The sequence below is a fragment of the Streptomyces sp. NC-S4 genome (assembly GCF_054353315.1).
The window spans coordinates 8,440,171-8,462,498 of sequence record NZ_CM135937.1; the positions used below are offsets into that span (position 1 = coordinate 8,440,171).

The following is a 22,328-nucleotide window of genomic DNA, read 5'->3' on the forward strand; positions in this document are numbered from 1 at the left end:
CCCGGGACAGACTTGCGAGGCATTGAATTGTGCACAACTGAATTGTGTGCTCTAGTAGTGGAGCGCGGCCGACCACCGGCCGCCACCACGGTTCATTTCTGCGAGAGGACCTCTCATGGACGCGCTCTACACCGCTGTCGCCACCGCCAACGGCCGCGAGGGCCGTGCCGTCAGCTCCGACGGCCAGATCGACCTCGCCCTGGCCATGCCCCCGGCGCTCGGTGGCAACGGGCAGGGCACCAACCCCGAGCAGCTCTTCGCCGCGGGCTACGCCGCCTGCTTCGCCAGCGCGCTCGGCCTGGTCGGCCGGCAGGCCAAGGTGGACACCAGCGAGGCCTCGGTCACCGCGGAGGTCTCCATCGGCAAGGACGGTGCCGGCTTCGGCCTCGCCGTCACCCTGCGCGTCGAGCTCCCGGAGTCCCTGGCCGGCGAGACGGGCACGCTGCTGGTCAAGCAGGCGCACGAGGTCTGCCCGTACTCCCGCGCCACCCGCGGCAACATCGCCGTGGACCTCGTGATCGAGTAAAGATGCCGCACACCCGGCGGGCGGCCACCATGGAAGGACATCCACTCCTACGGGGGCCGCACGCCAGGAGGCGCCGGTGGCGCACACCCACGCAACGGACGTCCTGGTCGTCGGCGCCGGCCCGGTCGGGCTGACCGCCGCCGCGGAGCTCCGCAGACGGGGCGTCACGTGCCGGATCGTCGACCGCCTGCCGGCCCGGCTGCCGTTCGCCAAGGCCGTCGGCATCCAGCCGCGCACGCTGGAGGTCTGGGACCGCATGGGGACGGTCCGCGCCGCGCTGGAGGCGGCCGTCCCGATGCGGGGGCAGTTCCTCTACGTCAACGGCGTCGAGAAGGCCCGCATCGAGCTCTCCGTGCCGCCCGAAGTGCCCTACGGGTTCGTGGCGCTGCCGCAGTACGAGACCGAACGCATCCTGGACGAGTTCCTGGGCCGCTTCGGGGCGGCCGTCGAACGGGGCACCGAACTCCTGTCGTTCACCCAGGACGCCGACGGGGTGACCTGCCGGCTGCGCACCGCGTCCGGGGCCCAGGAAGAACTGCGCACCCGGTACCTGGTGGGCTGCGACGGCGCGCACAGCGTCGTCCGCAAGGGCCTCGGCCTCACCTTCGAGGGCGGCGCCTTCGCCGAGGAGTACATGCTCGCCGACGTACGCGTCGACTGGGACCTGCCGCCCGGGTACAACCTGCGCGCCATGCACGTCGACGACGACGGGGCCGTCGACGACGTGCTCGTCTGCATCCCACTGCCCGGCCGGGGCCGGTACCGGATGTCGATGATGGTGCCGCCCGAACTCTCCACCGCGCGGCAGGACACGGACACCGCCGACGGCATCGCCCATGGCCTGCAGAGCGGCCGGGGCCCCGCACTGGCCGACATCCAGGCCGTCCTGGACCGGCTCTCACCGCAGCCGACCACTGCCTTCGACATCCGCTGGACCTCGGTGTTCCGCATCAGCCACCGGATCGTGGACCGCTACGGCGACGGCCGCGTCTTCGTCGCCGGGGACGCGGCCCACATCCACCCGCCGACCGGCGCCCAGGGCATGAACACCGGCATCCAGGACGCCTGGAACCTGGCCTGGAAGCTCGCCCTGGCCTGTGCGGGTGCGGCCCACCCCGGCCTGCTCACCGGCTACGACGCCGAGCGCCGGCCCGTCGGCGAGGAAGTCGTCGGCCGTACCGTGCGGCACGCCGTCGAGGGAATGGAGAACGACCCCGACGACCCGGCGACGGTGATGATGCGCGAGGCCCAGCTCCTCGTCGGCTACCGGGGAAGCCCGACCGTGGACCCGCCCGGCGAGGGCCGGGGCCCCCGGCCCGGCGACCGGGCACCCGACTGCGCGGGCCTGACCGGGCCCGGCACCGCCTACCCGTTGCGCCTGTACGACGTCCTGCGCGACCGGGACCACGTACTGCTGCTCCACGGGGCCGGGTTCGGGCCCGGGTCCGAGGCCGGCCCCGGGCTCGACGAACTCGTCCGGACGGCCCGGGAGTTCTCGGGCGGCCGGATGGAGGTCTGCCTGCTGCGCGCGGCGGACGCCGACGCGGACACCGACACGGACGCGGACGCCGACGCGCACGCCGTCATCGAGGCCGACGGGCGGACACTGCCGGTCTACACCGACACCCGGGGAGACTTCGCCCGCCTCTACGCGGTCGAGGAGCCCACGGCCTTCGTGATCCGCCCGGACGGATACCTCGGCGCTCGGCTCCCGCTCTCCCCGGCGGCCCCGCACCGCCTGGCCGCCCACCTCGCGGCCGTCTTCGCCACGAGCCCGCCGAACTGACCCGTCAGGCCCGGGCGGCCTCGCGGCGCTGCCGCTTGCCCAGCGGGGCCAGCGACATGTCCTGGGCCTGCGACCTCAGCTGCTTGAATCCGTACCCGCGCTCGGCCAGCCAGCCCTCCGCCGCCAGCTCCGCCCGGGCCGTCGCGTCGAGGATGTCCTCCTCGGCCTCACCCGTGTCCAGGAAGCGGAAGGTGAAGAAGGGGCGGGCGGCCAAGTCGTACGTGAGATGGCCCTCGGCGGTGAACTCCGCGCGCAGCATGTCGTGCTCGTGCGCGGCGGCGAGCAGCTCGGCCGTCTGGTCGTCGGTCAGACCGTCGAACGAGCCGCGGACGGTGATACGGAAGGTACGGGTGGCACTCATGCCCGGAGCCTAGAACGGGCACCGCGTCCCCTGCACCCGGATATCCGCCGATCCGCCCCGTCCGTCGCCCCGCGGACCGCCGCACGGGACCGCCAGGGGCCGCGTTCACCGCACGGACACCCCGAAAGCCCCGGCCGGGAGCCCGTTTTGGATTGCCGGACGATCCTCAATACGATCCGGCGATGATCACAAGAAAACGGCTTGCGGTAGGGGCGTGCGGCCTGCTCGCCGCCCTGGCCGTCGGGCTCTTCCCGGCGAGCGCCACCGCCGCCGACGGACCGACGGCGAAGGAACCCCCCAAGGTCGACCTCGTCCTCGACGTGAGCGGCTCCATGCGGGCCAACGACATCGACGGACAGTCCCGCATGGCCGCGGCCAAGCAGGCCTTCAACGAGGTCATCGACGCGGTCCCGGCCGAGGTGCGCCTCGGCATACGGACCCTGGGGGCCGACTACCCGGGGGACGACCGGGCCACGGGATGCAAGGACACCAAGCAGCTCTACGCCGTCGGCCCCCTCGACCGGACCGAGGCCAAGACCGCGGTGGCGACCCTGGCCCCCACCGGCTGGACGCCGATCGGCCCGGCCCTGCTCGGCGCGGCCCAGGACCTGGAGGGCGGCAACGGCTCCAAGCGGATCGTGCTCATCACGGACGGCGAGGACACCTGCGCCCCGCTCGACCCGTGCGAAGTGGCGCGCGACATCGCCGCCAAGGGCATCCACCTCGTCATCGACACCCTCGGCCTGGTCCCGGACGCCAAGACCCGGGCCCAGCTGACCTGCATCGCCGAGGCCACAGGCGGCACCTACACCTCGGTACAGCACAAGGCAGACCTCTCCAACAGGGTGAAGCAACTCGTCGACCGGGCCGCGGACCCGGTCGTCAACCCGGTGGCCACCGAGGGCACGAAGCAGTGCGAGGGCGCCCCGCAGCTGAAGGCCGGCCTCTACAGCGACCGCGAGACCTTCGGCGAGCACCGCTGGTACCGGGTCGACGTCCTCCCGGGGCAGGAACTGCGCGCCGCGGTCAGCATCGGCGCCGACCGCGCCGTCAACAACGACTACGGCGTCCTGCTGCGCGCCACCACCGTCCACGGTCGTGAGATCGTGCGCGGCTCGGAGGCGGGCAACGGGCGTACCGACGTCCTCTCGACCGGCCTGCGCTACCCGAAGGCCGACGTCGACGGCCCGGACTCCGACGCCAAGCCCGTCCCGGAGACCGTCTGCCTCCAGGTCAGCAACTCCTTCTCCGCTCCCGCCTCCGTCAAGACGACCCCGGGCATGCCCGTCGAACTGACCATCGACCTGGTGGACGGACCCGACGGGGCCTCCGACGTCGCCGCGTTCGGCCTCGGACGGGGCTGGTGGCTGCTGGCCGTGCTGGCGCTCGCCGGACTGCTTGCCGGTCTGGTGTGGGGATGGATCTCCCGCTGGCGCATCTCCGTCTGGAGGACCAACTGATGCGTAGAGTAGGCACACTGACCGCGTCCCTGCTGGCCGCGGCCGCCGCCCTCATGGTGGCGGGCACGGCCGTGGGCACGGCCGCCGCGGACACGCCCTCGCCGAGCGCCAGCGCGAGTCCGGGCGGGGGTGGCGCCAAGACCGAAGCGGCCCCGACCGAGGCCGGTACGAGCTTCCGCACCGCAGCGGCGTTCCGCCCCGGCCAGAAGGCCACGGCCGGCGCGTCCAGCGGCGACTACCTCTACTGGGTGGTGCCGATCGACGCGCAGCAGCGCGCCACGGTGAAGGCCGCCGTCACCCTGCCCGAGTCGAAGGCCCGGCACGGCGCCTCGACCTGGCAGCTCGACGTGTACGACGGACTGCGCCGCCGACAGGCCTGCACCTACGGCGCGCAGACCGCGGGCGCGGCGAAGGAAGCCGCCACGGTCGAACTGTCCTGCACCCTGCGCACCGTACGCGCCGGCGCCGAGCCGTGGGCAAACGATCCGCTGCCGGGCAGCTACTACGTACGCCTGACGGTCGTCGACCTGCCGGACGAGGACAAGGGTCTCCCGGTGCGCGTGGCCGTGGAGGCCGACGTGAAGGAGACCGGTGGCATCCAGGCGGTGGACGGCGCCCTCTCCACCCCGCTGGTCGCCGGCAACGTGACCGCGACCCTGCGCGAACCGGAGGACGGCTGGTCCGGCGGCTGGTGGTCCGACCGCTGGATCTGGACCGCTGCGGGCGGCGTGCTCGCCGCCCTCGCGGGCATCCTCGGCTACTCCCTGACGCGCGGCACGGGCCGCCCGTCCAGGGTCCCGCCGGGCGCCTGAGGAAAAGGGGGAGGCCGCGGCCCACGGGCCGCGGCCTCCCTCCACCTTCGGCGAATCAGCGGCCGCGGGTCAGCCGCGTTCCGAACGAGGGCTCGGCCAGGGCCCCCTTGACGGCCACGGGCACGCTCCGGGCCCCTTCCCCGCTGCCCACCGTCAGCACGGCCACCTCGGAACCGTCCTTCGCGGTGTGCGGCAGCTCCCCGGCACCGCCGGTGCGGGTGAGGGACAGCTTCATCTGCTGGCCCGGCACGCCGATCACGTTCAGGTCCTTGGTGGCCACCAGCGGCGTACGGCCGCCGAGCCCGTCGTCCACATGGCCCACGACGTCGCCCTTGCGGATCAGCGGGGCCGACGCGAGCGCCGTCCGTACTCCCTCGATGATCGTCTTGCTGTTCGCCAGCACCAGCTTCAGGCTGTTCGCGCCGTCCTCGTCCGGCCCGTCCGCATGCTGGTCCATCAACGTGCCGAGGATCAACTGGTCCTTGCCGTCGATCGACTTGTACGCCGCCCACATCAGGGTCCCGCCGGCGGGCGTGCTGGAACCGGTCTTGATCCCCCGGATGCTGAGGCCCTGGGAGGTGAGCAGGATGTTGTTGTTCTCGAGCCGCGTGGACAACCCCTTGATGCTGGCGTTCGGGAGCGCGACGATCGAGCGGAACACCTCGTCCTTCATGACGGCTTCGGCGAGCTTCAGCTGATCCACGGCGGTGCTGACGGTGCCCGAGTCCAGACCGCTGGGGTCCGTGTACGTGGTGTTCGTCATCCCGAGCTCCTTGGCGGCGGCGTTCATCTTCTCGACGAACGCCGCCTCGGAGTCGGTGCCGCTGTCCCAGCGCGCCAGCAGGCGGGCGGCGTTGTTGCCCGAGGGGATCATGAGCATCTTGAGCACGTCCTGCTGGCTGAACTTCTGTCCGACGGTCAGACCCTCGACGCGGGACTCGTGGTCGGCGTTGCCGTCCGCCACGGTCTTCGCGTCGATCGTGATGTCCGGACCCGGGTCGGACTTGCGCAGCGGGTGGCCCTTGAGGATCACGTAGGCCGTCATCACCTTGGCGACGCTGGCCGTCGGGACGGGCTTCTGCTCCCCGAAGGTGCCGATGTCGCCGGAGCCGGAGACGCGAACGGCGCCCTGGCCCTTGGCGGGCCACGGGACGGAGAACTTGCCGTCGATGGTGCGGTCGGCCTCGGCGGCGACGAGCTGCGGGGCGGGCAGGGGACGCATCAGCTGCGCGCCGGCGCCGGCGCCGACGAGGAGGAGCAGGATCGGCGTCCATATCTTGACGCGGCGCACCGCGGTACGGCGCGGGGTCTCCACCGGGGGAGGGGTGTTGGTGAGCTCTGCCAGCAGATCGAGCGGGGGCAGCGGCGTGGCGGGGGCCGGTGCGGCGCTCCTGGCTCCGGGGGCCTGCGGCTGGGCCCGCGGCGCGGTGGGCGCGGGCAGGTCGACGTCCTTGAGCGCGACGAACTGGCTCGTCCGCTCGGGGTCCGGATCCGCCTCCCGCGCCCAGGAGGGCGCCTTGCGCGGCGCGTCCGGCCCGGCGGGCTTCGCCTTGGGCAGGGCGATGAGCATCGTCTCGTCGGACGCGGCGTCACCCTTGGCCTCCGGCCCGGGCTCGCCCTCGGGCTCCGCCGCGACGGCCTCGGGGTCGACTTCGACGTGGGGCTTGGCGCCGCCCTGTGCCTTCGGCGCTGCTTCGTCCTCGGGCGCCGTGTCCGCGTCGGCCTTCGGCTTCGCCGTAACGGTTTCCGCCCGGGAGCGGGTCTTCACCTCGGCTTCGGTGCCGGTCTCGGACCCGGTTGCGCCCTCGGGCTCGGCGCCGGCCTGTCCCTCCGGTGTGGCCTCGTCCTCGGCCTCGGCGTCGGCCTTCGGCTCCGTCGTAACGGCTTCCGCTTCGGAGCGGGCCGTTGTTTCGGTCTCGGGCTTGGCGTCGGCCTGTTCCTTCGGTGCGGCTTCGTTCTCGGGCTCCGTGTCCGCCTCGGCCTTCGGCTCCGTCGTAACGGCTTCCGCTTCGGAGCGGGCCGTTGTTTCGGTCTCGGGCTTGGCGTCGGCCTGTTCCTTCGGTGCGGCTTCGTTCTCGGGCTCCGTGTCCGCGTCGGCGTCGGCCTTCGGCTCCGTCGCGACGGCTTCCGCCTCGGAGCGGGCCGTCGTTTCGGCGTCGGCGTCACCATCGGATCCCGCTGCGTCCTGGGCATCGGCTCCACCCTTGGGGCCGGTGTCCGCCTCACGGTCGGCGCCGGGCTCGGCCGTCGGCTTGGACTCCCCCTCCAGGACGGTGGTTTCTGCCTCGATCTTCGGGTCGTCCGAGGAACCGCCCGCCACCGTTACCGCCTTCATCCCAGCCCCGCCTTGCTGCTCACACATGCCGATACGACCGGCGAGGCCCCGCAGGGCCCCGCCGCACTGCCAGATGTCCCCGGTATCGCACTCGTTCCATCCACCGGATCTTGTGACCGTTCGGTCATATTCGCTGAGTACGCCTACTCATGACCCCGCCCGCCCCACCGGCCGACCATGGGACACATCGCACCACACCATCCGAACGGGGTCGTCCATGCTCAGCCGAATCGCCGCCGCCCTCGTACCCGCCTTCGGGCGGCTGACCGTCACCGCCGACCCCGGGGACCGCCCCGACTCCGGCAGCATTCTGGTCGCCAACCACACCTCCCTCGCCGATCCGGCCGTCGTGGTCGCCGCACTGCGCCGCTACGGGATCGAGCCGGTCATCCTGGCCACTAGCGGGCTCTGGCGGGTACCGCTGCTCGGTTCCGCGCTGCGCCGCGAAGGCCACATCGCCGTCCACCGCGGCACCGCCCGAGCCGCCGACTCCCTCGACGCGGCGGCCGTCGCCCTCGCCTCGGGCCGCAGCGTGCTGCTCTACGGCGAAGGCAGGTTGCCCGTGCGCCGCGACGCGGGGGAGACCGCCCCCGGCCCCTTCCGCAGCGGCCTGGCCAGGCTCGCCGTCGCGACGGGCGCCCCGGTCGTGCCCGTCGGCCAGGCGGGTGCCCGCCGCCTCTGCTCCGGGAACGGCGCCAAGCAGCTCGCCGGCGTCTTCACCGCCCCGCTGCGCAGGCCTTGTTTCCACGTCCACATCGGCTCGCCGCTCCACCTGCCCGACCGTGTGCCGGAGGCCACGGACCGGGCCCGCGAGGCGGTCACGGCCGCCTGGCGCACCGCGGCGTCCGCCCTCGGCGAGGCGGGCCGGGAGACGGCCTGAGACCGGTCCCGCGGAGGTGCGCCGTGGCACCGCACGCCGGCGCGCAGGAAGCCGATCGGCCCCTCCGAACGTGTCGCCGAGCCCGTCACCGGTCGTGGCATGCGACCGTCTCCGCATGACCGAAGGCTCGACACCACACATCTCCTCGGCGCGGATCACCGTACTGGGGGTGCAACCCGGAAACCCGCCCTTCCGCATCGTGGAGGTCGACGGCGAGTTCGTCGGCAGGGCGACCTCGATGACGGACGTCCTCCTGATCGCCGCGGAGGCCGGGATCACCATCCACGACCTCGACGACCTCGAAGTGGTCCGGTGGGTCAGCGGAGGCAAGTTCACCTGGACGATCCTGAGCTAGGCGGGGCACTCAGCGGGTGCTGTGCCCGAGGACCACATGGGCCGCGGCCTGGCCGTCGGCATCCGTGTCGATGAAGGACACCACCACCGGGCTGCTGCCCGTGGGTCCGCCCGCCGTGGCGCGCAGCCGGTAGCGCTCGGTGCGTACGGCCCCGCGGGCGAGCGGGCCGCCGCCCGAGTACTGGGACGGGGGTTTGGCGTCGTTGGCGACACGGAAGTCGGCCGGGCGCCAGCTGCCCGAGGCCGGGTCGAAACGTTCCAGCAGGAAACCCGGGCCGCTGCCCGTCCCGGCGCCGGCTTCACCGACCAGCATCTCCATCTGGAAGGCGACCAGCAGGTGCCGGTACTCGGCCGAGTTGCCGTTGCGCAGGGTGACGGTGAACTCCTGCGCGGCGCCGCCCCGTACGAGAGCGAGCCGGCCGCCCCGGGTGGCGACCGAGACCGTGAGCCGGGTCGGAGCCGCGGGCGGCGGCACGGCCCGGGACACGGCGGTGGTCGGGGTCGCGGAAGCGGAGGAGCCGGGCGGCGAGGAGGCCGGGGCCGAAGGCGGGGCGGAAGCCGGCACGGAGGCGGACGCGGACGCCGACGCCGACACCTCGGCGGAGCCGGAAACGGAGGCCGGAACGGAGGCGGCCGCGGGTGCCGCGCCGTCCTTGTCCGCGCACCCGGTGGCGCCCGCCAGCAGGACGGCGGCCACGGCCGCCGCGCTCAGGGCGCTGCGGGGGCATCGGGATACCGGCATGGGATCGGTCCTCCAGGGGTGGGCTTCGCCAGGAAGCTACAAGGTGGCGCCCCTGCGGACGAGGTCGATCACGCCTCGAGGCGGCGACGGTTCGGTCACGGTCCCCCCGGGGGCCGGTCAGACGCGGAGCGTGGCCTCCAGGACGGTGACCGCGCGCCCGGTGAGGTGTACCCGGTCCCCGTGGAGCGCGGCCTTGACCAGCCCGGGGCGTCCCGAGGCCTGCAGGCCGGTGAGGGCGGCGGTGCGGCCCAGCCGCGCCGCCCAGTAGGGAGCCAGGGCGGTATGGGCGCTGCCGGTGACCGGGTCCTCGGGGATGCCTCGCGCGGGGGCGAAGAACCGGGAGACGAAGTCGTACCCGGACTCCGCCGTGTCGGCCGCCGCGGTGACGATGACCCCGCGCGATTCCTCGCGCACCGACAGGTCCGCGATCGCCGCGAGGTCGGGCCGCAAGGCCCGTACGGCGGCCTCGTCGGGCAGTACGGCGAGCAGGTCACCCAGCGCGCCCGTACGGAACACGGCCTCGGGCGGGATCCCCAGGGCGTCGGCGAGACCCACGGGTACCGCGGCCCCGGTCACGGGGGCGGCCGGGAAGTCCAGGGTGATCTCCCCGTCGTCCCCGCCCTCCCCGTCCTCGGCCCATGCGGTGAGCAGACCGCTGGACCGGCTGAGGAACCGTACGGGGCCGCCGGTCAGCAGCCCCTCCCGGCGCAGCGTGTGCACCGTGGCCAAGGTGGCATGGCCGCACAGGTTGGCCTCGACGAGCGGGGTGAACCAGCGGATCTCCCAGTCGGCTCCGGCCCCGTCCGGGAGCGGCCGGGCGAAGGCCGTCTCCGGATGGTTCAACTCGGCGGCGAGCTGCCCCAGCCACGCGTCCTCCGGCCACGGGGCGGCCGGGAGCAGGCACACGCCGGCGGGGTTTCCGGTGAAGGGGCGGCTGGTGAAGGCGTCTACGATCCTGATGCGCATGCCGCGAACGTATCGAGGCCAATCGGCCTCCGGACAAGGCCAATTCCGGGGGAGTGGCCTGTGCTCTCGTCCTCGTCCTCGTCCTCGTCCTCGTACGAGCGGTGCGAGCACCGGCGTGCGGACGGCGTCAGGCGGGCTGCCACAGTTCGACCCGGTTGCCCGCCGGATCGGTGACCCAGCCGAAGCGGCCGACACCCTCCATGTCCTGCGTCTCCGCGTCCACGTCCGCGCCCTTGGCGCGCAGTTGCGCGAGCATCGCGTCCAGGTCGCGTACCCGGAAGTTGAGCATCGTCTGCTGGGCCCGGGAGCCGAAGTAGTCGGTCTCGGAGTCGAACGGCGCGAACACCGTCGGACCGGCGTCCTGCTGCCACAGGCCGTGCTCGTCGGCGTCCAGTCCCAGGCAGTCGCGGTACCACGCACCGAGGGCCGCCGGGTAGGCCGCCCGCATGAAGTACCCGCCGATTCCAAGCACACGTTCCATGCCGCCATGGTGCCAGGACGGCGACCGGACGGTCGGGCACCACACCCGCACCCGCCCGGCGTCCACCGCTGCCTCGCGGGTGGACGCGTCAGCCCAGCGGCTTCTCGAAGCCGAAGGTGGTCACGGCCATCCGCTCGCGGAAGTAGAAGCGGTGCGCGTCGGTCCGCTGGGTGCCGGACTCCAGCGTGAGGGCGCTGCATCCGGCGGCCAGGGCGTGCTGCTCCAGGTGCGCGAGCAGCTCGCGGCCCACGCCGGTGGAACGGGCGGCGGCAGCGGTGACCAGGTCGTCGACGTAGAGCGAGCGGACCGCCGAGGTGTTCACGACGATCCGCCAGCCGGCCGCTCCCACGCACGTGCCGTCCGCGTCGTAGGCGGCGGTGAAGCGCAGACCCTGGCCGTGCCCCTCACCGAGGATCCGGAGGAACAGCTCCTCGGTGAGGTGGGGACGCAGTTCGAGCAGCACCGGGAGCAGGTCGGAGGTGAGCCGGGGGTCGCCGGGCTCAAGATCGATGATCTTCATGCGGCAAGCCTACCGAGCCGTACGGTCGAGCCCCCGGCCGAAGCCGTCGTGCGCGGCCGCGGCCGACGTGTCGAAATGGGAGGGGCGGCTCCGACGTCCCGTACGAAAGGCTCCCGATCCCGACCCCGATCCCGATCCCGTTTCCGGTCCCGGAGCCGCCGCGCGGAACAGAAGGAGTGGCACCCCATGAAGTACATGCTGATGGTTCTCGGGAAGCAGGCCGACTACGACGCCATGGCCGGCGCCGCGAACAGCGACGGCCCGGGATGGTCCGAAGCGGACGTCAAGGCGATGTTCGACTACATGGGCGCCCTCAACGACGACCTCGCCGAGTCGGGCGAGTGGGTCGACGGGCGGGGCCTGGCCGACCCCCGCCACGCCCGCCTGGTCACCGCGGCCGCCGACGGCAGCCCCGTGGTCTCCGACGGGCCGTACGGCGAGGCCAAGGAGGTGCTCGCCGGGTACTGGATCGTCGACGTCGTGGACTTCGACCGCGCCGCCGAGATCGCCGCCCGCGCCTACGCCTGCCCGATACCCGAGGGCGCGCCCAACTACCCGGTCGTCGTCCACCCCGTCGACAGCCGCTCGGGGACCGAGATGTGCTGACCACCCCCGGACCCGAACCCGCGGGGGAGGACCTGCTGCGCCGACTGGCGCCGCAGGTCCTCGGCGCGCTCGTCCGCCGCTACGGGCACTTCGACGCGGCCGAGGACGCCGTTCAGGAGGCCCTGCTCGCCGCCGCCCGGCAGTGGCCCGAGGAGGGCCGCCCGGCCAACCCGCGCGGCTGGCTGATCCGTGTCGCCTCCCGCCGCCTCACCGACCGGCTGCGCAGCGACGAGGCCCGCAGGCGCCGCGAGGAGACGGCCGCCGCGCTGACCCCGCGCGACGAGTTCGTGGCTCCGCCGCCCGGGGAGGGCCGGGCCCCCGCCGAGGACGACACCCTCGCGCTGCTCTTCCTCTGCTGCCGGGCCGAACTGCCCCCGGCCGGCCGGATCGCCCTCACCCTGCGGGCCGTCGGCGGCCTCACCACCGCGGAGATCGCCCGCGCCCTCCTGGTGCCCGAGGCCACGATGGCCCAGCGGATCAGCCGGGCGAAGCGGCGCATCAAGGCCTCCGGCACACCGTTCGGCATCGGGCCCGACGGCACCCGCGGCACGGACCGGGAAGCGGCCGAGGACCGCGCCGCACGGCTCGCCGACGTCCTCCACGTGCTCTACCTGATCTTCAACGAGGGGTACACGGCCACCTCGGGCCGCGATCTGCAGCGTGCCGACCTCGCCGCCGAGGCGATCCGCCTCACCCGCGCCGTCCACGCGCAGCTCCCGGCCGACGGCGAGGTGGCCGGCCTGCTGGCCCTGATGCTGCTCACCGACGCCCGCCGCGGTGCCCGCAGCACCCCCGACGGCGACCTGGTCCCCCTCGCCGAGCAGGACCGCACGCGCTGGGACCGCGCCGCCATCACCGAAGGGGTCGCCCTGGTCAGCGACGCCCTCACCCGCGCGCCGCTGGGCCCCTACCAGCTGCGGGCCGCGATCGCGGCCGTGCACGACGAGGCGGCGAGCGACGCGGACACCGACTGGGCGGAGATCCTCGCCCTGTACGAGGTACTGGTCCGTCTGGTCCCCGGCCCCGTGGAGCGCCTGGGCCACGCGGTCGCGGTGGCCATGGTGCACGGGCCCCGGCGGGCCCTGGCCCTGCTCGCGGACCTGGACGCGGACGAGCGCCTGGCCGGCCACCACCGCCTCGAAGCCGTACGGGCCCACCTGCTGGAAACGGCGGGGGAGAGGGCGGCGGCGCGGGCCGCCTACGTGCGGGCCGCCGGCCTCACCCTCAGCGTTCCGGAACGCCGCTACCTCCTGTTCCGGGCCGACCGGCTCGCGGGGTGAGCGGGCGGACCCCCGCTCCGGGCGTCCGCATGACGGACACGGTCCACCGTTGTCAGAGGCGCCCCCTACTCTTGATCACGTGAGCCCGACCTCTGACGACCACCTCGCCCCCGAACGATCCCTCGCCGAGATCAACGCCGACATCCGCTGCCTCTTCGCACGCGCCGAGGGCCGCCTCTCCGACGCGGAGCGGATCCGCCACGCCGCCCTGCTGGGCGAGTGGGCCTCGGCGATACGCGCGTCGGTGGTCCCGGCCGCGTAGCGGTCCCGCCCCGGCCCCCGTCCGACCCGGCCCCGTCCGCACGCGGGCGGGTCGTACCGGTCGTGCCGGACCGATGATTCCGGGGCCCGGCGGCAGTCTTCCCTACGAGCATCCGCACGTACGAGAAGGTGGATCATGAGCGACCTGCGCAGTCTCCTGGAGACCCACGTCCGCGACGGCGCACTGCCCGGCGCGGTGGCCCTGGTGGCACACGGCGGCGACGCCGAGGTCGCCGCCGTCGGTTCCGTCGACACGGCGGGCACCGCACCCATGGCCCGCGACTCCCTCTTCCGGATCGCCTCGGTCACCAAGCCCATCACCGCCGCGGCCACCATGATGCTGGTCGAGGACGGACTGCTGGCCCTCGACGTCCCCGTGGCCCGCTGGCTGCCGGAACTCGCCGAGCCGACCGTGGTCCGTACCCCGTCCGCACCGCTCCACGACGTGGTGCCCGCCGACCGTCCGATCACCGTCGCCGACCTCCTCACCTTCCGCGCCGGTTACGGCTTCCCCGCCGACTTCTCGCTGCCCGCCGTCGCCCCGCTGTTCGGCAGTCTGAAGCAGGGGCCGCCCAGGCCGCAGGAGGTCGCGGCGCCGGACGCGTGGATGGCGTCCCTGGGGCGGATCCCGCTCCTCCACCAGCCCGGCGAGGCATGGCTCTACAACACCTGTTCCGACATCCTCGGGGTGCTGATCGCCCGGGCCGCCGGACAGCCCTTCCAGGACGTGCTCGCCGAGCGCGTCTTCGAGCCGCTCGGCATGCGGGACACCGCGTTCGCCGTACCGCCGGAGCAGATCCACCGGTTCACCGGCTACTACCGGGCCGCCCCCGAGGGCGGAGCCCCGGAGCTGGTGGACGCGCCCGACGGCGAGTGGAGCACCCTCCCCGCCTTCCCGTCCGGCGCGGGCGGCCTGGTCTCCACCGTCGACGACCTGTACGCCTTCGGCCGGATGCTGCTCGCGGGAGGCGCGGACGACGGTGGCCGACGGCTGCTCTCGGCGGACTCGGTACGGCAGATGACCACCGATCACCTCACCGCACCGCAGCGCGCGGCGGGCACCTTGTTCCTGGAGGGCCAGGGCTGGGGCTTCGGCGGCTCGGTCGACGTGGCCCGCCTCGACCCGTGGAACGTACCGGGCCGGTACGGCTGGATCGGCGGCACCGGCACCGCCGCCCACATCGTCCCCGCCACCGGGGCGCTCACCCTGCTCCTCACCCAGTGGGAACTGGCCGGCCCGGCCGCGCCCGAGGTGATGCGGGAGTTCTGGACCTACGCCGCCGCCCGCCCCTGACCGCCCGCCGTTCCCCGGCCGCCCAGCCACCCGGCCGCCCAGCCACCCTGCCACCCGGCCGCCCCGCCGCCCCGCCGGTCCTACGTCCGCCGGCGGGCGGAATCCGCCGCCCGCTCCCGCAGCCGGCGCTTGTCGGGCTTGCCCCGCGCCGTCAGCGGGATCGCCCGTTCCCAGAACACCGCGGTGGGCCGGTGCGACGGTGCCAGTTCCCGCTCCACCAGGTCGCAGGCCTCGGCGGCGAGCCCGGGTCCGGGCCGGTATCCCGCCGCGGGTACCAGGAAGGCGCACACCTCCTCGCCGGTGAGGTCGCTGTGCCGCCCGACCACCACGGCCCGGGCGACGGCGGGATGCCGCGCGAGCAGGGCCTCGACCGGCACGCAGTACACGTTGTCCCCGTGGACCATCACCACGTCGTCGATCCGGTCGTCCAGGTACAGGTACCCGTCCGCGCCGAAGTGCCCGAGATCCCCCGTACGCAGCCAACCGTCCCGCAGTACCCGGGCCGTCGGCCCGGGCCGGCCCCAGTACCCGGTCATCATCGCCGCCGACCGCATCCACACCTCGCCCGTGCGGCCCGCCGCCACCGCCGTACCGCGGCCGTCGCGCACCTCCACCTCCACCCCCGCGACCGGCCGCCCCACCGACGCCAGCAGCTCCGGCCGCCCGCCCACCGCCGCCTCGTGATCGGCGGGGGAGAGCCGGCAGATCACCGCCGCCTCGTTCGAGCCGTAGCCCTGCCGCCAGCGGCCGCCCCAGCGGGTCACCGCCTCGCGCAGCCGCTCGGGGTGGACGGGCGAATCGCCGTAGGAGACCGCCTCCAGCCCCGGAACACCACGGGCGGTCGCCGGGTCGTCCAGCAGCCGGTACACCATCGAGGTCGTCAGGTACGTGGCAACCGGCCCCAGGCGCCGGCAGGCCGCCGCGAACTCCGCGGGCGAGAACGGTTCGAGGATCTCCACCCGGCCCCCGGCCCGCCACTGCTCCAGGCACCGCCCGCCCGACCGCTGCGCCAGCGAGGTCACCGACAGGTACACCGGCTCCGCCCGGCCCGACGGCCGTACCGCGTTCCGCGCCGCCATCGCCCCGAAGGTCGACGCCACCCCCTTGGGCCGCCCCGTGGTCCCGCCCGTGTACGTCACCCGCGCCACGTCGTCCTCCCGTGCCCGCACCGCCACCGCGCCGGGCGCGCACCGGCCGGCCCGGCGCATCAGCTCGGCCAGGCCGATCCGGGGAGCCCCGGTAACGGGCACCGGCACGTCGTGCACGACCAGGTCCGGCCGGCAGTCCCGCAGGACGAAGTCGAGCCCGTACAGGGCGGGTCCGGCGAGCAGCTGGGTCAGCCGGGCGCCCAGCAGGTGCGCGGCGATCCGTACCAGCAGCACCTCGGGCCGGTTCGAGCCGGTGACGCAGGCCAGTCCCGAGCCGCGTCCGATCCCCGCCCCGGCGAGCGCCCCGGCCAGTCGGCAGGCCCCGTCGAGCACCTCCTGGAACCCGAGGACGACCGGACCGGCGCCGAGCGCCGGCCGCCCGGCGTACCGCTCCAACGCCCCTACCAGCGACGTGACATACCGCGCGGCCACCATGGGGGACTGCCTCTCCGCGCCGCTGCGGGACACCGGCATCATGGACGTCATGACGAACGATTCCCGTGCTCGTTCCTTCAGTTCCGCGGCCGCACGCTACGCCGCCCATCGCCCCGCGTACCCGCCCGAGCTCTTCGACACGCTGGCGGAGATGGCGGGCTTTGCGCTGGCCGGAGCAAGGGTCGCCGACGTCGGAGCCGGAACGGGGATCGCCACCGCCCTCCTGGAGGCCCGCGGAGCGCTGGTGGTCGGGGTGGAGCCCGGCGAGGGAATGGCGCAGGAGTTCCGCCGCCGCAACCCCGGCACACCGCTGGTCCGCGCGGACGGCAACCGGCTGCCGCTGGCCTCCGGCTGCCTGGACCTGCTGACGTACGCCCAGTCCTGGCACTGGACGGACCCGGCGCACGCGGTCCCCGAGGCCCTGCGCGTGCTGCGCCCCGGCGGAGCCCTGGCGGTGTGGCAGAACGACCCGGACACCGGAGTCGGCTGGATCGCCGATCAGCAGAACCGGATCGAGGAGCGGTTCGGCCCGGGCTGGTACATCAACGAGCGCGCCCTCTCCCAGGAGGGGCTGCGCTTCACCGACCGCCGGCTGGCCTGGTCGCGCCGCGTCCCGGTCGACACGCACCTGGCCAAGCTGTCCACCCACTCCCTGTTCCTCATCGGCGAGCCGGGGACGGATGCCTTCCTGGAGGAGGAGCGCGCCCTCCTGCTGGACCGGTTCCCGGACGGATGGGTGGAGGAGCACTACGTCGTCGGGCTGAGCGTGGCCGTCCGGGGGCGTGAGCCGCGGTAGGGCTGTTCGGGTGAAGCGTCGCAACCTGTGCTCTCGCCGACCGTTGATCAAGGTGCTTGTCACCGTGCACTCGTGCGACAGAAGGACGACTGATGATCAAGAAGTTCATGGCCACCGCCGCCGCCACCGCGTCGATCGTCGGCGTGGGTGCGGCCATGGCCGCCCCGGCCATGGCCATCGGCAACGACAACGGCGTGAACACCGTCCAGGGCAACGGCGCCGCGCAGATCTACGGCAACCAGGAGACCCGCGGTGACATGAGCCCGCAGCTCGGCGCGATCCAGGGCACCCTGAACAAGCCCTGCATCGGCCTGCCCGTCAAGGTCAACGCCCAGTCCCTGCTCGCGGTCCTCGCCAACGTCGGTGTCCAGGACGTCAACGTCCTGTCCAACCCGCAGAACCAGCAGTGCACCGAGAACTCCACCCAGGCCAAGGGCGACGAGCCGCTCTCGCACATCCTGGACAACATCCCGGTCCTCTCGGGCAACCTCTCGGCCAACAGCTGACGCACTCCCCTTGTGCGAGCCGGGGCCTCCGACGCCTGCGCGAGTGCCCACGGGGCCCCGGCTTGTTCCACCCGGATCCGCGGTTTCCCGGATCCGCCTCCTCCACCGGCGCGCGGCGGCCCACCGGCCGCCGTAGTGGGCACCGAGCCGTACGCCGCAGAGCCTCCCGCCCGACCGGGCCGGAGGCTCTGTGCATGTCCCCACCGCCCCTGTCAAGACACGAATGCCCGCGACGTGACGGGCGGTGTTCCGATCATGCCCACTGGAATCTCCCGCTTCACCCGGACGGCGTGAGGCACGGCAGCTCCAGGAGGCGAGTGGCGATGAACCCGGAAGGCGCGGATGCGGACCGCTGGGAGGCCGTCGGGCACGTGGACGGAGGCGAAAAGGCCTTCGAGGCGATCGCGGCGGACATAGGGGCGGCGATCGAGGCGCTGCGCGCGAGCCGGCTGGACGCGGCAGCGGACCACGTGGACCGCGCGACCGGCCTCTTCGACCGGGCCTCGGTACCGTTCCGGACGGTCGCCGCCCCCCGGTCCGGAGACGGGTCCGAACAGTACGAGCGCTTCGAGAACCTGTGCGGTCTGCCGACCGCCCCGGGCGACGCCCACGACACGGTGGTCCGGGCCTATCTCGACCTGCGCCGCTCGGCCCGGTTCGACGAGGCCGAGTGGAACCGCTTCCGCAGCGCGCTCGCCGCGCTGGAGGAGCGGCACCAGCGCTGGAGGGCCGAGTACCTGGACCGGCCCGCCCTCGCGGGGGCCCGGTGAGCGGAGCGGCTCGGGCGAGCGCGGCGAACGCGCGCGAGGACGAGGCGGTCAGAAGGGTCGCGTGGGGAGGTACTTGCCGTCCAGCGTGATGACGGCGCGCTCACCGCCCTCGGGGTCGGCGACCTTCCTGACGTCCAGCCTGAAGTTGATCGCGCTGATGATGCCGTCCCCGAACTGCTCGTGGACCAGTGCCTTCAGCGTGGTCCCGTAGACCTGCAGCATCTCGTGGAAGCGGTAGACCGTCGGATCGGTCGGGATGCCGCCGGGGACGGAACCGCGGGTCGGGATCGTCTGCAGGAGCCGCACCGCGTCCTCGTCCAGGTCCAGCAGCCCGGCGACCGCCTTCGCGGCGGACTCGGGCAGGGCGTGCTGGCCCAGCAGGGCGGCGGTGACGAAGGCGACCGACAGACCGGCCGCGTCGGCGAGCTGCTGCCAGGACAGGTCCGCCCGGGTCTTGGCGTCGACGACGGTGACGGCCAGGGCCTGGCGGGCGGTGGGGTCGAACTGGGCGTGCGGCATCAGGATGTCTCCTTCGAGGAGGGTGTGAGAGGGGGAGGCGGGGAGGCTGGGCGCACGGGGTCAGGCGGCCGCTGCGGGGCCGACGTCCGTGACACCGCCGGAGCGGATGTCGTAGACCCAGCCGTGCAGCGTCAGGGCCCCCGCGGCCCGGGCGCGGGCGACCGAGGGGTGGGTGGCCAGATTCGCGAGCTGGGCGCGTACGTTCTCGCGGACCAGGGCGGACAGCCGGCCGGGGCCGGTGACGCCCGCCGTACGGGCCACCGAGGCGTCCGCATGCCGCAGCCAGGCCGCGACGGAGGCGGCGGCGCTCAGGTCGGCGCCCTCGGCCAGGGCGGTCATCGCCCCGCAGGCGGAGTGCCCGCACACGACGATTCCGGTGACGCCCAGGACGGCGACGGCGTACTCGATGCCGGCGGCCACCCCGTCCGTGACCGGCGCGTACGCGGGGACGAGGTTTCCGGCGGTACGGATGACGAACAACTCGCCCGGATCGCTCTGGGTGATCAGTTCCGGCACCACGCGGGCGTCCGAGCAGCCGATGAACAGGGTCTTCGGGCGGTGCGCCCCGGCCAGACGGGCGAAGAGCTCCGCCTTGGCCGGAAACACCTCGCGCCGGAACCGAGCGACGCCCGCCGCGAGATCGCGCGGGGCCGACACATCATGCGTGGTCTGCATGCTCACTCCCATGTGGTGGGTGCGTCCCCCGGTGGGGCTGACGTGTTCCACCATGCATGAGCTGCATCTATTGTGTCCAAGACGCAATATCCATGTATCCCATCGATGTCATCTATAGTCGCGCCCATGGCACTGGAACTGCGTCACCTGCGCTATCTGATCGCCGTCGCCGAACACGGCAGCTTCACCCGCGCCGCCGAAGAGCTGCGGATCTCCCAGCCGACCCTGTCCCAGCAGGTGAAGCAGCTCGAACGCACCGTCGGCGTCCAGCTGCTGGACCGCACCGGGCGCGCCGTGCGGCTCACCGACGCCGGCGCGACGTACGTCCACTACGCGCGCGGCGCCCTGCGGGACCTCGCCGCGGCCGAGCGCGCCGTCCTGGACCTGGCCGACCTCTCCCGCGGTCATCTGCGGCTCGCGCTGACCCCCACCTTCACCGCGTACCTCGTCGGCCCGCTCGTCGCCGGGCTCCACACCGCGCACCCCGGCATCACCCTGGAGGTCCGGGAGATGCCCCAGGACCGCATCGAAGCCGGGCTGCTCGCCGACGAGCACGAGCTGGGCCTCGCCTTCGCGGGGCCGCACCTGCCCGGGATCGCGGCGACCCCGCTGTTCACGGAGACCCTCGCGCTGGTCGCCGCCGCCGGCGCGGACCCCGGCCCGCTGACCGTACGCGACCTCGCCACGCGCCGACTGACCCTGCTCAGCGGGGACTTCGCCACCCGCGAGCACGTCGACGCCTACCTCGCCGGCCATGGCGTCCGGCCGGACATCGCGGTCGAGGCGAACTCAGTGCAGGCCCTCACCGAGATCGTCCGGCGCACCACGCTGGCCACCGTTCTGCCCGACGCCGTCACCGACGACCACCCGTACCTGCGCCCCGTACCGCTCGAACCGGCGCTGCCGTCCCGCACGGTCGTGCTGCTGCGCCGGGAGAGCGCGTACGAGAGCGCCGCGGCCCGCGCCTTCACCGGGCTCACCGCGCGTCTGGTCCGGGAACGCGGCTACCGCCTCCCGCCGCGCGCGGGCGCGCGCCGGGAGGCGGCCGGGAGCGGGGTGGATCACTTGCCGGGGCACTCCTTCCAGGCCAGGTGGTAGATGGTGTTGATGCTTCCGTCGGTGGAGTCCATCGTCATGTAGCTGGTCGACGAGGGGGACGAGGTACCTCTGGTCACCCGCAGTTCGGTGTTGATGTTGAAGTTCCGCTGCACCCCGCACGGAGCCCAGACCAGTTGCGCCCAGTCGGTCACGTCGGTGGCCTGCCAGTTGTCCTCCTGGGGGCCGCTGAAGTTGTGGGTGCGCGCGGCCGTGTCCGGTGACCCCTGGAAGTAGTACGAGGCCTTCTCGGTGGCCTTGGCGCCCGGTGCGAGCGAGGCGTAGCCGCGGTAGTCGGCACTGGCGACCGCGTAGGTGAAGCCGTGGGGCACGTGCACGATCAGGCTGAGCTGACAGTTCTTGCGCGCCGCGGTGGGCGGGGCGCCGCCTCCGATCTGGGCCAGGTACTGGCTGTAGGTCACGGTGAAGGCGGTGTTGTCCTGGGACACGGCGACCTGCGCGGTGTCCTTGGGGCACCCGGATCCGTTGACCGTGGCGACTTCGATCACGATGCGGTCGGGCGGCGGGTTCACGATCGTGGTGGGGGTGGCGTGCGTGGGCAGGGTGGCGGTGAGCAGGGCGCCGATCGCGCCGCTCACGAGGAATCCGCCGGACATGTATCTCCGATCCACTGCTTTCGGTACCGGGCGGCGCGCAGGCGGGCATGCCTGGGTGCCGGTGGGTGGGGGGTGCGGCCGGCCAGAGCGGGGCCGGGTCGTCACAGACCGGTGTGCAGGGTGGAACGGGGCAGGCCCAGGAAGGGGAATCTGGGCATGTCCCTGACAATTCCCGGTCGGTGAAGTCCGGGTGCCCGAATCGTAGGAACCCCGGGCGGCCCGGACCAGGGCGATCTCAGGCCAATCGCGCCGTCCTACCCGGACCGGCCGGATCCGGCCGACCGGCCGGAGACCGAAGAGCGGAATCAGGCCGCGGCCGGCCGGGCCAGCCGCTCGACGCGAGCCACGAACTCGGCGGGATGGAACGGCTTCGCGAGGCAGTCGCTCACCCCGGCCTCCAGCGCGCGCACCGTGCACTCCGGATCCGCGGGCGGCAGCGCGAGGATCGGCACCCGCCCGTGCTCGGGGTGCCGGCGGATCTCCTCGAACAGCGCCACCTCGTCCAGGCCCGGCCCGGTGCGCTCGCAGACGACCAGATCGATCGGGCCGGCGCTGCCCAGCAGGGAGACGGTGCCCACCCCGGTCCCGCCGTCGACCACGGTGAACCCCCGGGCAACGAGCAGGCGCTCCAGCAGGCCCCTGAGGGTGGTCTCCTTCGCCACGAGGACGATCCTGCCCGGGGTGTCGCCGCTCATGTCTTTCCTCTTCATCCGTGCGGGGGGTCCCGCAGAGCCTACGGGGCGGGGCGTGTGCACACCCGCTCCGGGGCACGTCATCCGGTAGCTTCGGTCCATGAGCACAGAGCCGCAGAGCTTTGAGATCCTGCTGGTGCCCGGGCACATCGAGAACCTGCGCGGCGAGTCTCCCGCGGACCGGGCCCTGCGGTCGGCCACGGTCGAGGCGACCGGCGAGACGGGTGCCTCGGGCTATCCCCGCTACCGCGGGCAGGGCGTGGAGGCCGACATCGACCCGAGCACGCGCACGGTCGAAGCCCTGCTGGTCGACGGCGCGGAGCTGGACTACGGGCTGGTCGCCATGATCGCCCCGGAGCGGGGCCGCGGCAAGCGCTGACGGGGTGTCCGGGCGTGTGGGATCCGGCCCTC

Annotated in this window: 26 protein-coding genes; 15 read left to right on the top strand and 11 right to left on the bottom strand. The window is 73.5% G+C overall.

What is annotated here, in order from left to right; translation table 11 throughout:
• Positions 1-115 precede the first annotated feature (115 nt).
• Complete coding sequence (locus ACXNSR_RS37810) at positions 116-526, top strand: organic hydroperoxide resistance protein (protein WP_458639860.1); 411 nt, start codon at positions 116-118, stop codon at positions 524-526.
• A gap of 76 nt (positions 527-602) precedes the next feature.
• Positions 603-2,312: an FAD-dependent monooxygenase gene (locus ACXNSR_RS37815; protein ID WP_458639861.1), complete on the top strand. Its 1,710-nt coding sequence runs from the start codon at positions 603-605 to the stop codon at positions 2,310-2,312.
• Positions 2,313-2,316: 4 nt separating this feature from the next.
• Here the strand turns inward: ACXNSR_RS37815 and ACXNSR_RS37820 are convergent, their stop codons facing one another.
• Positions 2,317-2,673 (bottom strand): DUF6204 family protein, encoded by a 357-nt coding sequence (locus ACXNSR_RS37820; RefSeq protein WP_458639862.1) that lies wholly within the window; start codon positions 2,671-2,673, stop codon positions 2,317-2,319.
• Positions 2,674-2,855: 182 nt separating this feature from the next.
• On the opposite strand from ACXNSR_RS37820, the gene ACXNSR_RS37825 reads away from it, so the two are divergent.
• Together ACXNSR_RS37825 and ACXNSR_RS37830 are read left to right on the top strand one after the other, a co-directional pair.
• Positions 2,856-4,133, top strand: coding sequence for a VWA domain-containing protein (locus ACXNSR_RS37825; protein WP_458639863.1), 1,278 nt, complete (start codon positions 2,856-2,858; stop codon positions 4,131-4,133).
• On the top strand, positions 4,133-4,945 hold the full coding sequence (locus tag ACXNSR_RS37830; protein ID WP_458639864.1) for a hypothetical protein: 813 nt from the start codon (positions 4,133-4,135) through the stop codon (positions 4,943-4,945). The genes ACXNSR_RS37825 and ACXNSR_RS37830 overlap by 1 nt, the downstream gene beginning before the upstream one ends.
• A gap of 55 nt (positions 4,946-5,000) precedes the next feature.
• Here the strand turns inward: ACXNSR_RS37830 and ACXNSR_RS37835 are convergent, their stop codons facing one another.
• Entirely contained in the window at positions 5,001-7,280 is a 2,280-nt protein-coding gene (locus ACXNSR_RS37835) for a D-alanyl-D-alanine carboxypeptidase family protein (protein WP_458639865.1), read from the bottom strand.
• Positions 7,281-7,497: 217 nt separating this feature from the next.
• Here ACXNSR_RS37835 and ACXNSR_RS37840 point away from each other — a divergent pair, with 217 nt between their 5' ends.
• Positions 7,498-8,160, top strand: coding sequence for a lysophospholipid acyltransferase family protein (locus ACXNSR_RS37840; protein ID WP_458639866.1), 663 nt, complete (start codon positions 7,498-7,500; stop codon positions 8,158-8,160).
• 115 nt (positions 8,161-8,275) lie between these two features.
• Entirely contained in the window at positions 8,276-8,515 is a 240-nt protein-coding gene (locus tag ACXNSR_RS37845) for a hypothetical protein (protein WP_189744790.1), read from the top strand.
• Positions 8,516-8,524: 9 nt separating this feature from the next.
• Here the strand turns inward: ACXNSR_RS37845 and ACXNSR_RS37850 are convergent, their stop codons facing one another.
• From ACXNSR_RS37850 to ACXNSR_RS37865, 4 genes are all read right to left on the bottom strand, one after another.
• Positions 8,525-9,256 (bottom strand): hypothetical protein, encoded by a 732-nt coding sequence (locus ACXNSR_RS37850; protein WP_458639867.1) that lies wholly within the window; start codon positions 9,254-9,256, stop codon positions 8,525-8,527.
• Positions 9,257-9,373: 117 nt separating this feature from the next.
• Positions 9,374-10,222, bottom strand: coding sequence for a PhzF family phenazine biosynthesis protein (locus ACXNSR_RS37855; protein ID WP_458639868.1), 849 nt, complete (start codon positions 10,220-10,222; stop codon positions 9,374-9,376).
• A 127-nt stretch (positions 10,223-10,349) separates the two neighbouring features.
• On the bottom strand, positions 10,350-10,703 hold the full coding sequence (locus ACXNSR_RS37860) for a VOC family protein (protein WP_458639869.1): 354 nt from the start codon (positions 10,701-10,703) through the stop codon (positions 10,350-10,352).
• 88 nt (positions 10,704-10,791) lie between these two features.
• On the bottom strand, positions 10,792-11,223 hold the full coding sequence (locus ACXNSR_RS37865) for a GNAT family N-acetyltransferase (RefSeq protein WP_458639870.1): 432 nt from the start codon (positions 11,221-11,223) through the stop codon (positions 10,792-10,794).
• A 186-nt stretch (positions 11,224-11,409) separates the two neighbouring features.
• Here ACXNSR_RS37865 and ACXNSR_RS37870 point away from each other — a divergent pair, with 186 nt between their 5' ends.
• The 4 genes from ACXNSR_RS37870 (at position 11,410) to ACXNSR_RS37885 (ending at position 14,664) form a co-directional block, all read left to right on the top strand.
• The gene (locus ACXNSR_RS37870) at positions 11,410-11,829 is read left to right on the top strand and encodes a YciI family protein (RefSeq protein WP_458639871.1); all 420 of its coding nucleotides are present in this window, start codon (positions 11,410-11,412) and stop codon (positions 11,827-11,829) included.
• Entirely contained in the window at positions 11,826-13,109 is a 1,284-nt protein-coding gene (locus ACXNSR_RS37875; RefSeq protein ID WP_458643498.1) for an RNA polymerase sigma factor, read from the top strand. Before ACXNSR_RS37870 ends, ACXNSR_RS37875 begins: the two co-directional genes overlap by 4 nt.
• Before the next feature lie 79 nt (positions 13,110-13,188).
• On the top strand, positions 13,189-13,371 hold the full coding sequence (locus ACXNSR_RS37880; protein ID WP_458639872.1) for a hypothetical protein: 183 nt from the start codon (positions 13,189-13,191) through the stop codon (positions 13,369-13,371).
• Positions 13,372-13,506: 135 nt separating this feature from the next.
• Entirely contained in the window at positions 13,507-14,664 is a 1,158-nt protein-coding gene (locus ACXNSR_RS37885) for a serine hydrolase domain-containing protein (protein ID WP_458639873.1), read from the top strand.
• 80 nt (positions 14,665-14,744) lie between these two features.
• On the opposite strand, the gene ACXNSR_RS37890 is transcribed toward ACXNSR_RS37885, so the two are convergent.
• Positions 14,745-16,298 carry an AMP-binding protein gene (locus tag ACXNSR_RS37890; protein WP_458639874.1) on the bottom strand — a complete coding sequence of 518 codons (1,554 nt, stop codon included), beginning with the start codon at positions 16,296-16,298 and terminating at the stop codon, positions 14,745-14,747.
• Here ACXNSR_RS37890 and ACXNSR_RS37895 point away from each other — a divergent pair.
• From ACXNSR_RS37895 to ACXNSR_RS37905, 3 genes are all read left to right on the top strand, one after another.
• The gene (locus tag ACXNSR_RS37895; RefSeq protein WP_458639875.1) at positions 16,297-17,043 is read left to right on the top strand and encodes a class I SAM-dependent methyltransferase; all 747 of its coding nucleotides are present in this window, start codon (positions 16,297-16,299) and stop codon (positions 17,041-17,043) included. The two genes, ACXNSR_RS37890 and ACXNSR_RS37895, sit on opposite strands and share 2 nt — an antisense overlap.
• A gap of 92 nt (positions 17,044-17,135) precedes the next feature.
• A complete protein-coding gene (locus ACXNSR_RS37900) occupies positions 17,136-17,549 on the top strand; it encodes a rodlin (RefSeq protein ID WP_458639876.1) in 414 nt (137 codons plus the stop codon).
• Positions 17,550-17,872: 323 nt separating this feature from the next.
• On the top strand, positions 17,873-18,319 hold the full coding sequence (locus ACXNSR_RS37905) for a hypothetical protein (RefSeq protein WP_458639877.1): 447 nt from the start codon (positions 17,873-17,875) through the stop codon (positions 18,317-18,319).
• Between the two features lie 48 nt (positions 18,320-18,367).
• On the opposite strand, the gene cynS is transcribed toward ACXNSR_RS37905, so the two are convergent.
• Positions 18,368-18,838, bottom strand: coding sequence for a cyanase (gene cynS / locus ACXNSR_RS37910; protein WP_458639878.1), 471 nt, complete (start codon positions 18,836-18,838; stop codon positions 18,368-18,370).
• A gap of 60 nt (positions 18,839-18,898) precedes the next feature.
• The gene (locus ACXNSR_RS37915) at positions 18,899-19,513 is read right to left on the bottom strand and encodes a carbonic anhydrase (RefSeq protein ID WP_458639879.1); all 615 of its coding nucleotides are present in this window, start codon (positions 19,511-19,513) and stop codon (positions 18,899-18,901) included.
• A gap of 126 nt (positions 19,514-19,639) precedes the next feature.
• Here ACXNSR_RS37915 and cynR point away from each other — a divergent pair, with 126 nt between their 5' ends.
• The gene (gene cynR, locus ACXNSR_RS37920) at positions 19,640-20,611 is read left to right on the top strand and encodes a transcriptional regulator CynR (protein WP_458639880.1); all 972 of its coding nucleotides are present in this window, start codon (positions 19,640-19,642) and stop codon (positions 20,609-20,611) included.
• Here cynR and ACXNSR_RS37925 read toward each other — a convergent pair.
• Together ACXNSR_RS37925 and ACXNSR_RS37930 are read right to left on the bottom strand one after the other, a co-directional pair.
• On the bottom strand, positions 20,575-21,225 hold the full coding sequence (locus ACXNSR_RS37925; RefSeq protein WP_458639881.1) for a DUF4360 domain-containing protein: 651 nt from the start codon (positions 21,223-21,225) through the stop codon (positions 20,575-20,577). The genes cynR and ACXNSR_RS37925 overlap by 37 nt on opposite strands.
• Positions 21,226-21,530: 305 nt before the next feature.
• Positions 21,531-21,920 (bottom strand): response regulator, encoded by a 390-nt coding sequence (locus tag ACXNSR_RS37930; protein WP_458639882.1) that lies wholly within the window; start codon positions 21,918-21,920, stop codon positions 21,531-21,533.
• A 97-nt stretch (positions 21,921-22,017) separates the two neighbouring features.
• Between ACXNSR_RS37930 and ACXNSR_RS37935 the strand changes: the two genes are divergently transcribed.
• Complete coding sequence (locus ACXNSR_RS37935; RefSeq protein WP_327739660.1) at positions 22,018-22,296, top strand: hypothetical protein; 279 nt, start codon at positions 22,018-22,020, stop codon at positions 22,294-22,296.
• Positions 22,297-22,328 lie beyond the last annotated feature (32 nt).

What these genes read in the sequence shown, in the direction of transcription:
- ACXNSR_RS37810 (WP_458639860.1), top strand. Translation starts at nt 116, where the DNA reads ATGGACGCGCTCTACACCGCTGTCGCCACCGCCAACGGCCGCGAGGGC.
- ACXNSR_RS37820 (WP_458639862.1), bottom strand. Translation starts at nt 2,673, where the DNA reads ATGAGTGCCACCCGTACCTTCCGTATCACCGTCCGCGGCTCGTTCGAC.
- ACXNSR_RS37825 (WP_458639863.1), top strand. Translation starts at nt 2,856, where the DNA reads ATGATCACAAGAAAACGGCTTGCGGTAGGGGCGTGCGGCCTGCTCGCC.
- ACXNSR_RS37830 (WP_458639864.1), top strand. Translation starts at nt 4,133, where the DNA reads ATGCGTAGAGTAGGCACACTGACCGCGTCCCTGCTGGCCGCGGCCGCC.
- ACXNSR_RS37835 (WP_458639865.1), bottom strand. Translation starts at nt 7,280, where the DNA reads ATGAAGGCGGTAACGGTGGCGGGCGGTTCCTCGGACGACCCGAAGATC.
- ACXNSR_RS37840 (WP_458639866.1), top strand. Translation starts at nt 7,498, where the DNA reads ATGCTCAGCCGAATCGCCGCCGCCCTCGTACCCGCCTTCGGGCGGCTG.
- ACXNSR_RS37845 (WP_189744790.1), top strand. Translation starts at nt 8,276, where the DNA reads ATGACCGAAGGCTCGACACCACACATCTCCTCGGCGCGGATCACCGTA.
- ACXNSR_RS37850 (WP_458639867.1), bottom strand. Translation starts at nt 9,256, where the DNA reads ATGCCGGTATCCCGATGCCCCCGCAGCGCCCTGAGCGCGGCGGCCGTG.
- ACXNSR_RS37855 (WP_458639868.1), bottom strand. Translation starts at nt 10,222, where the DNA reads ATGCGCATCAGGATCGTAGACGCCTTCACCAGCCGCCCCTTCACCGGA.
- ACXNSR_RS37860 (WP_458639869.1), bottom strand. Translation starts at nt 10,703, where the DNA reads ATGGAACGTGTGCTTGGAATCGGCGGGTACTTCATGCGGGCGGCCTAC.
- ACXNSR_RS37865 (WP_458639870.1), bottom strand. Translation starts at nt 11,223, where the DNA reads ATGAAGATCATCGATCTTGAGCCCGGCGACCCCCGGCTCACCTCCGAC.
- ACXNSR_RS37870 (WP_458639871.1), top strand. Translation starts at nt 11,410, where the DNA reads ATGAAGTACATGCTGATGGTTCTCGGGAAGCAGGCCGACTACGACGCC.
- ACXNSR_RS37885 (WP_458639873.1), top strand. Translation starts at nt 13,507, where the DNA reads ATGAGCGACCTGCGCAGTCTCCTGGAGACCCACGTCCGCGACGGCGCA.
- ACXNSR_RS37895 (WP_458639875.1), top strand. Translation starts at nt 16,297, where the DNA reads ATGACGAACGATTCCCGTGCTCGTTCCTTCAGTTCCGCGGCCGCACGC.
- ACXNSR_RS37890 (WP_458639874.1), bottom strand. Translation starts at nt 16,298, where the DNA reads ATGACGTCCATGATGCCGGTGTCCCGCAGCGGCGCGGAGAGGCAGTCC.
- ACXNSR_RS37900 (WP_458639876.1), top strand. Translation starts at nt 17,136, where the DNA reads ATGATCAAGAAGTTCATGGCCACCGCCGCCGCCACCGCGTCGATCGTC.
- ACXNSR_RS37905 (WP_458639877.1), top strand. Translation starts at nt 17,873, where the DNA reads ATGAACCCGGAAGGCGCGGATGCGGACCGCTGGGAGGCCGTCGGGCAC.
- cynS (WP_458639878.1), bottom strand. Translation starts at nt 18,838, where the DNA reads ATGCCGCACGCCCAGTTCGACCCCACCGCCCGCCAGGCCCTGGCCGTC.
- ACXNSR_RS37915 (WP_458639879.1), bottom strand. Translation starts at nt 19,513, where the DNA reads ATGCAGACCACGCATGATGTGTCGGCCCCGCGCGATCTCGCGGCGGGC.
- cynR (WP_458639880.1), top strand. Translation starts at nt 19,640, where the DNA reads ATGGCACTGGAACTGCGTCACCTGCGCTATCTGATCGCCGTCGCCGAA.
- ACXNSR_RS37925 (WP_458639881.1), bottom strand. Translation starts at nt 21,225, where the DNA reads ATGTCCGGCGGATTCCTCGTGAGCGGCGCGATCGGCGCCCTGCTCACC.
- ACXNSR_RS37930 (WP_458639882.1), bottom strand. Translation starts at nt 21,920, where the DNA reads ATGAGCGGCGACACCCCGGGCAGGATCGTCCTCGTGGCGAAGGAGACC.
- ACXNSR_RS37935 (WP_327739660.1), top strand. Translation starts at nt 22,018, where the DNA reads ATGAGCACAGAGCCGCAGAGCTTTGAGATCCTGCTGGTGCCCGGGCAC.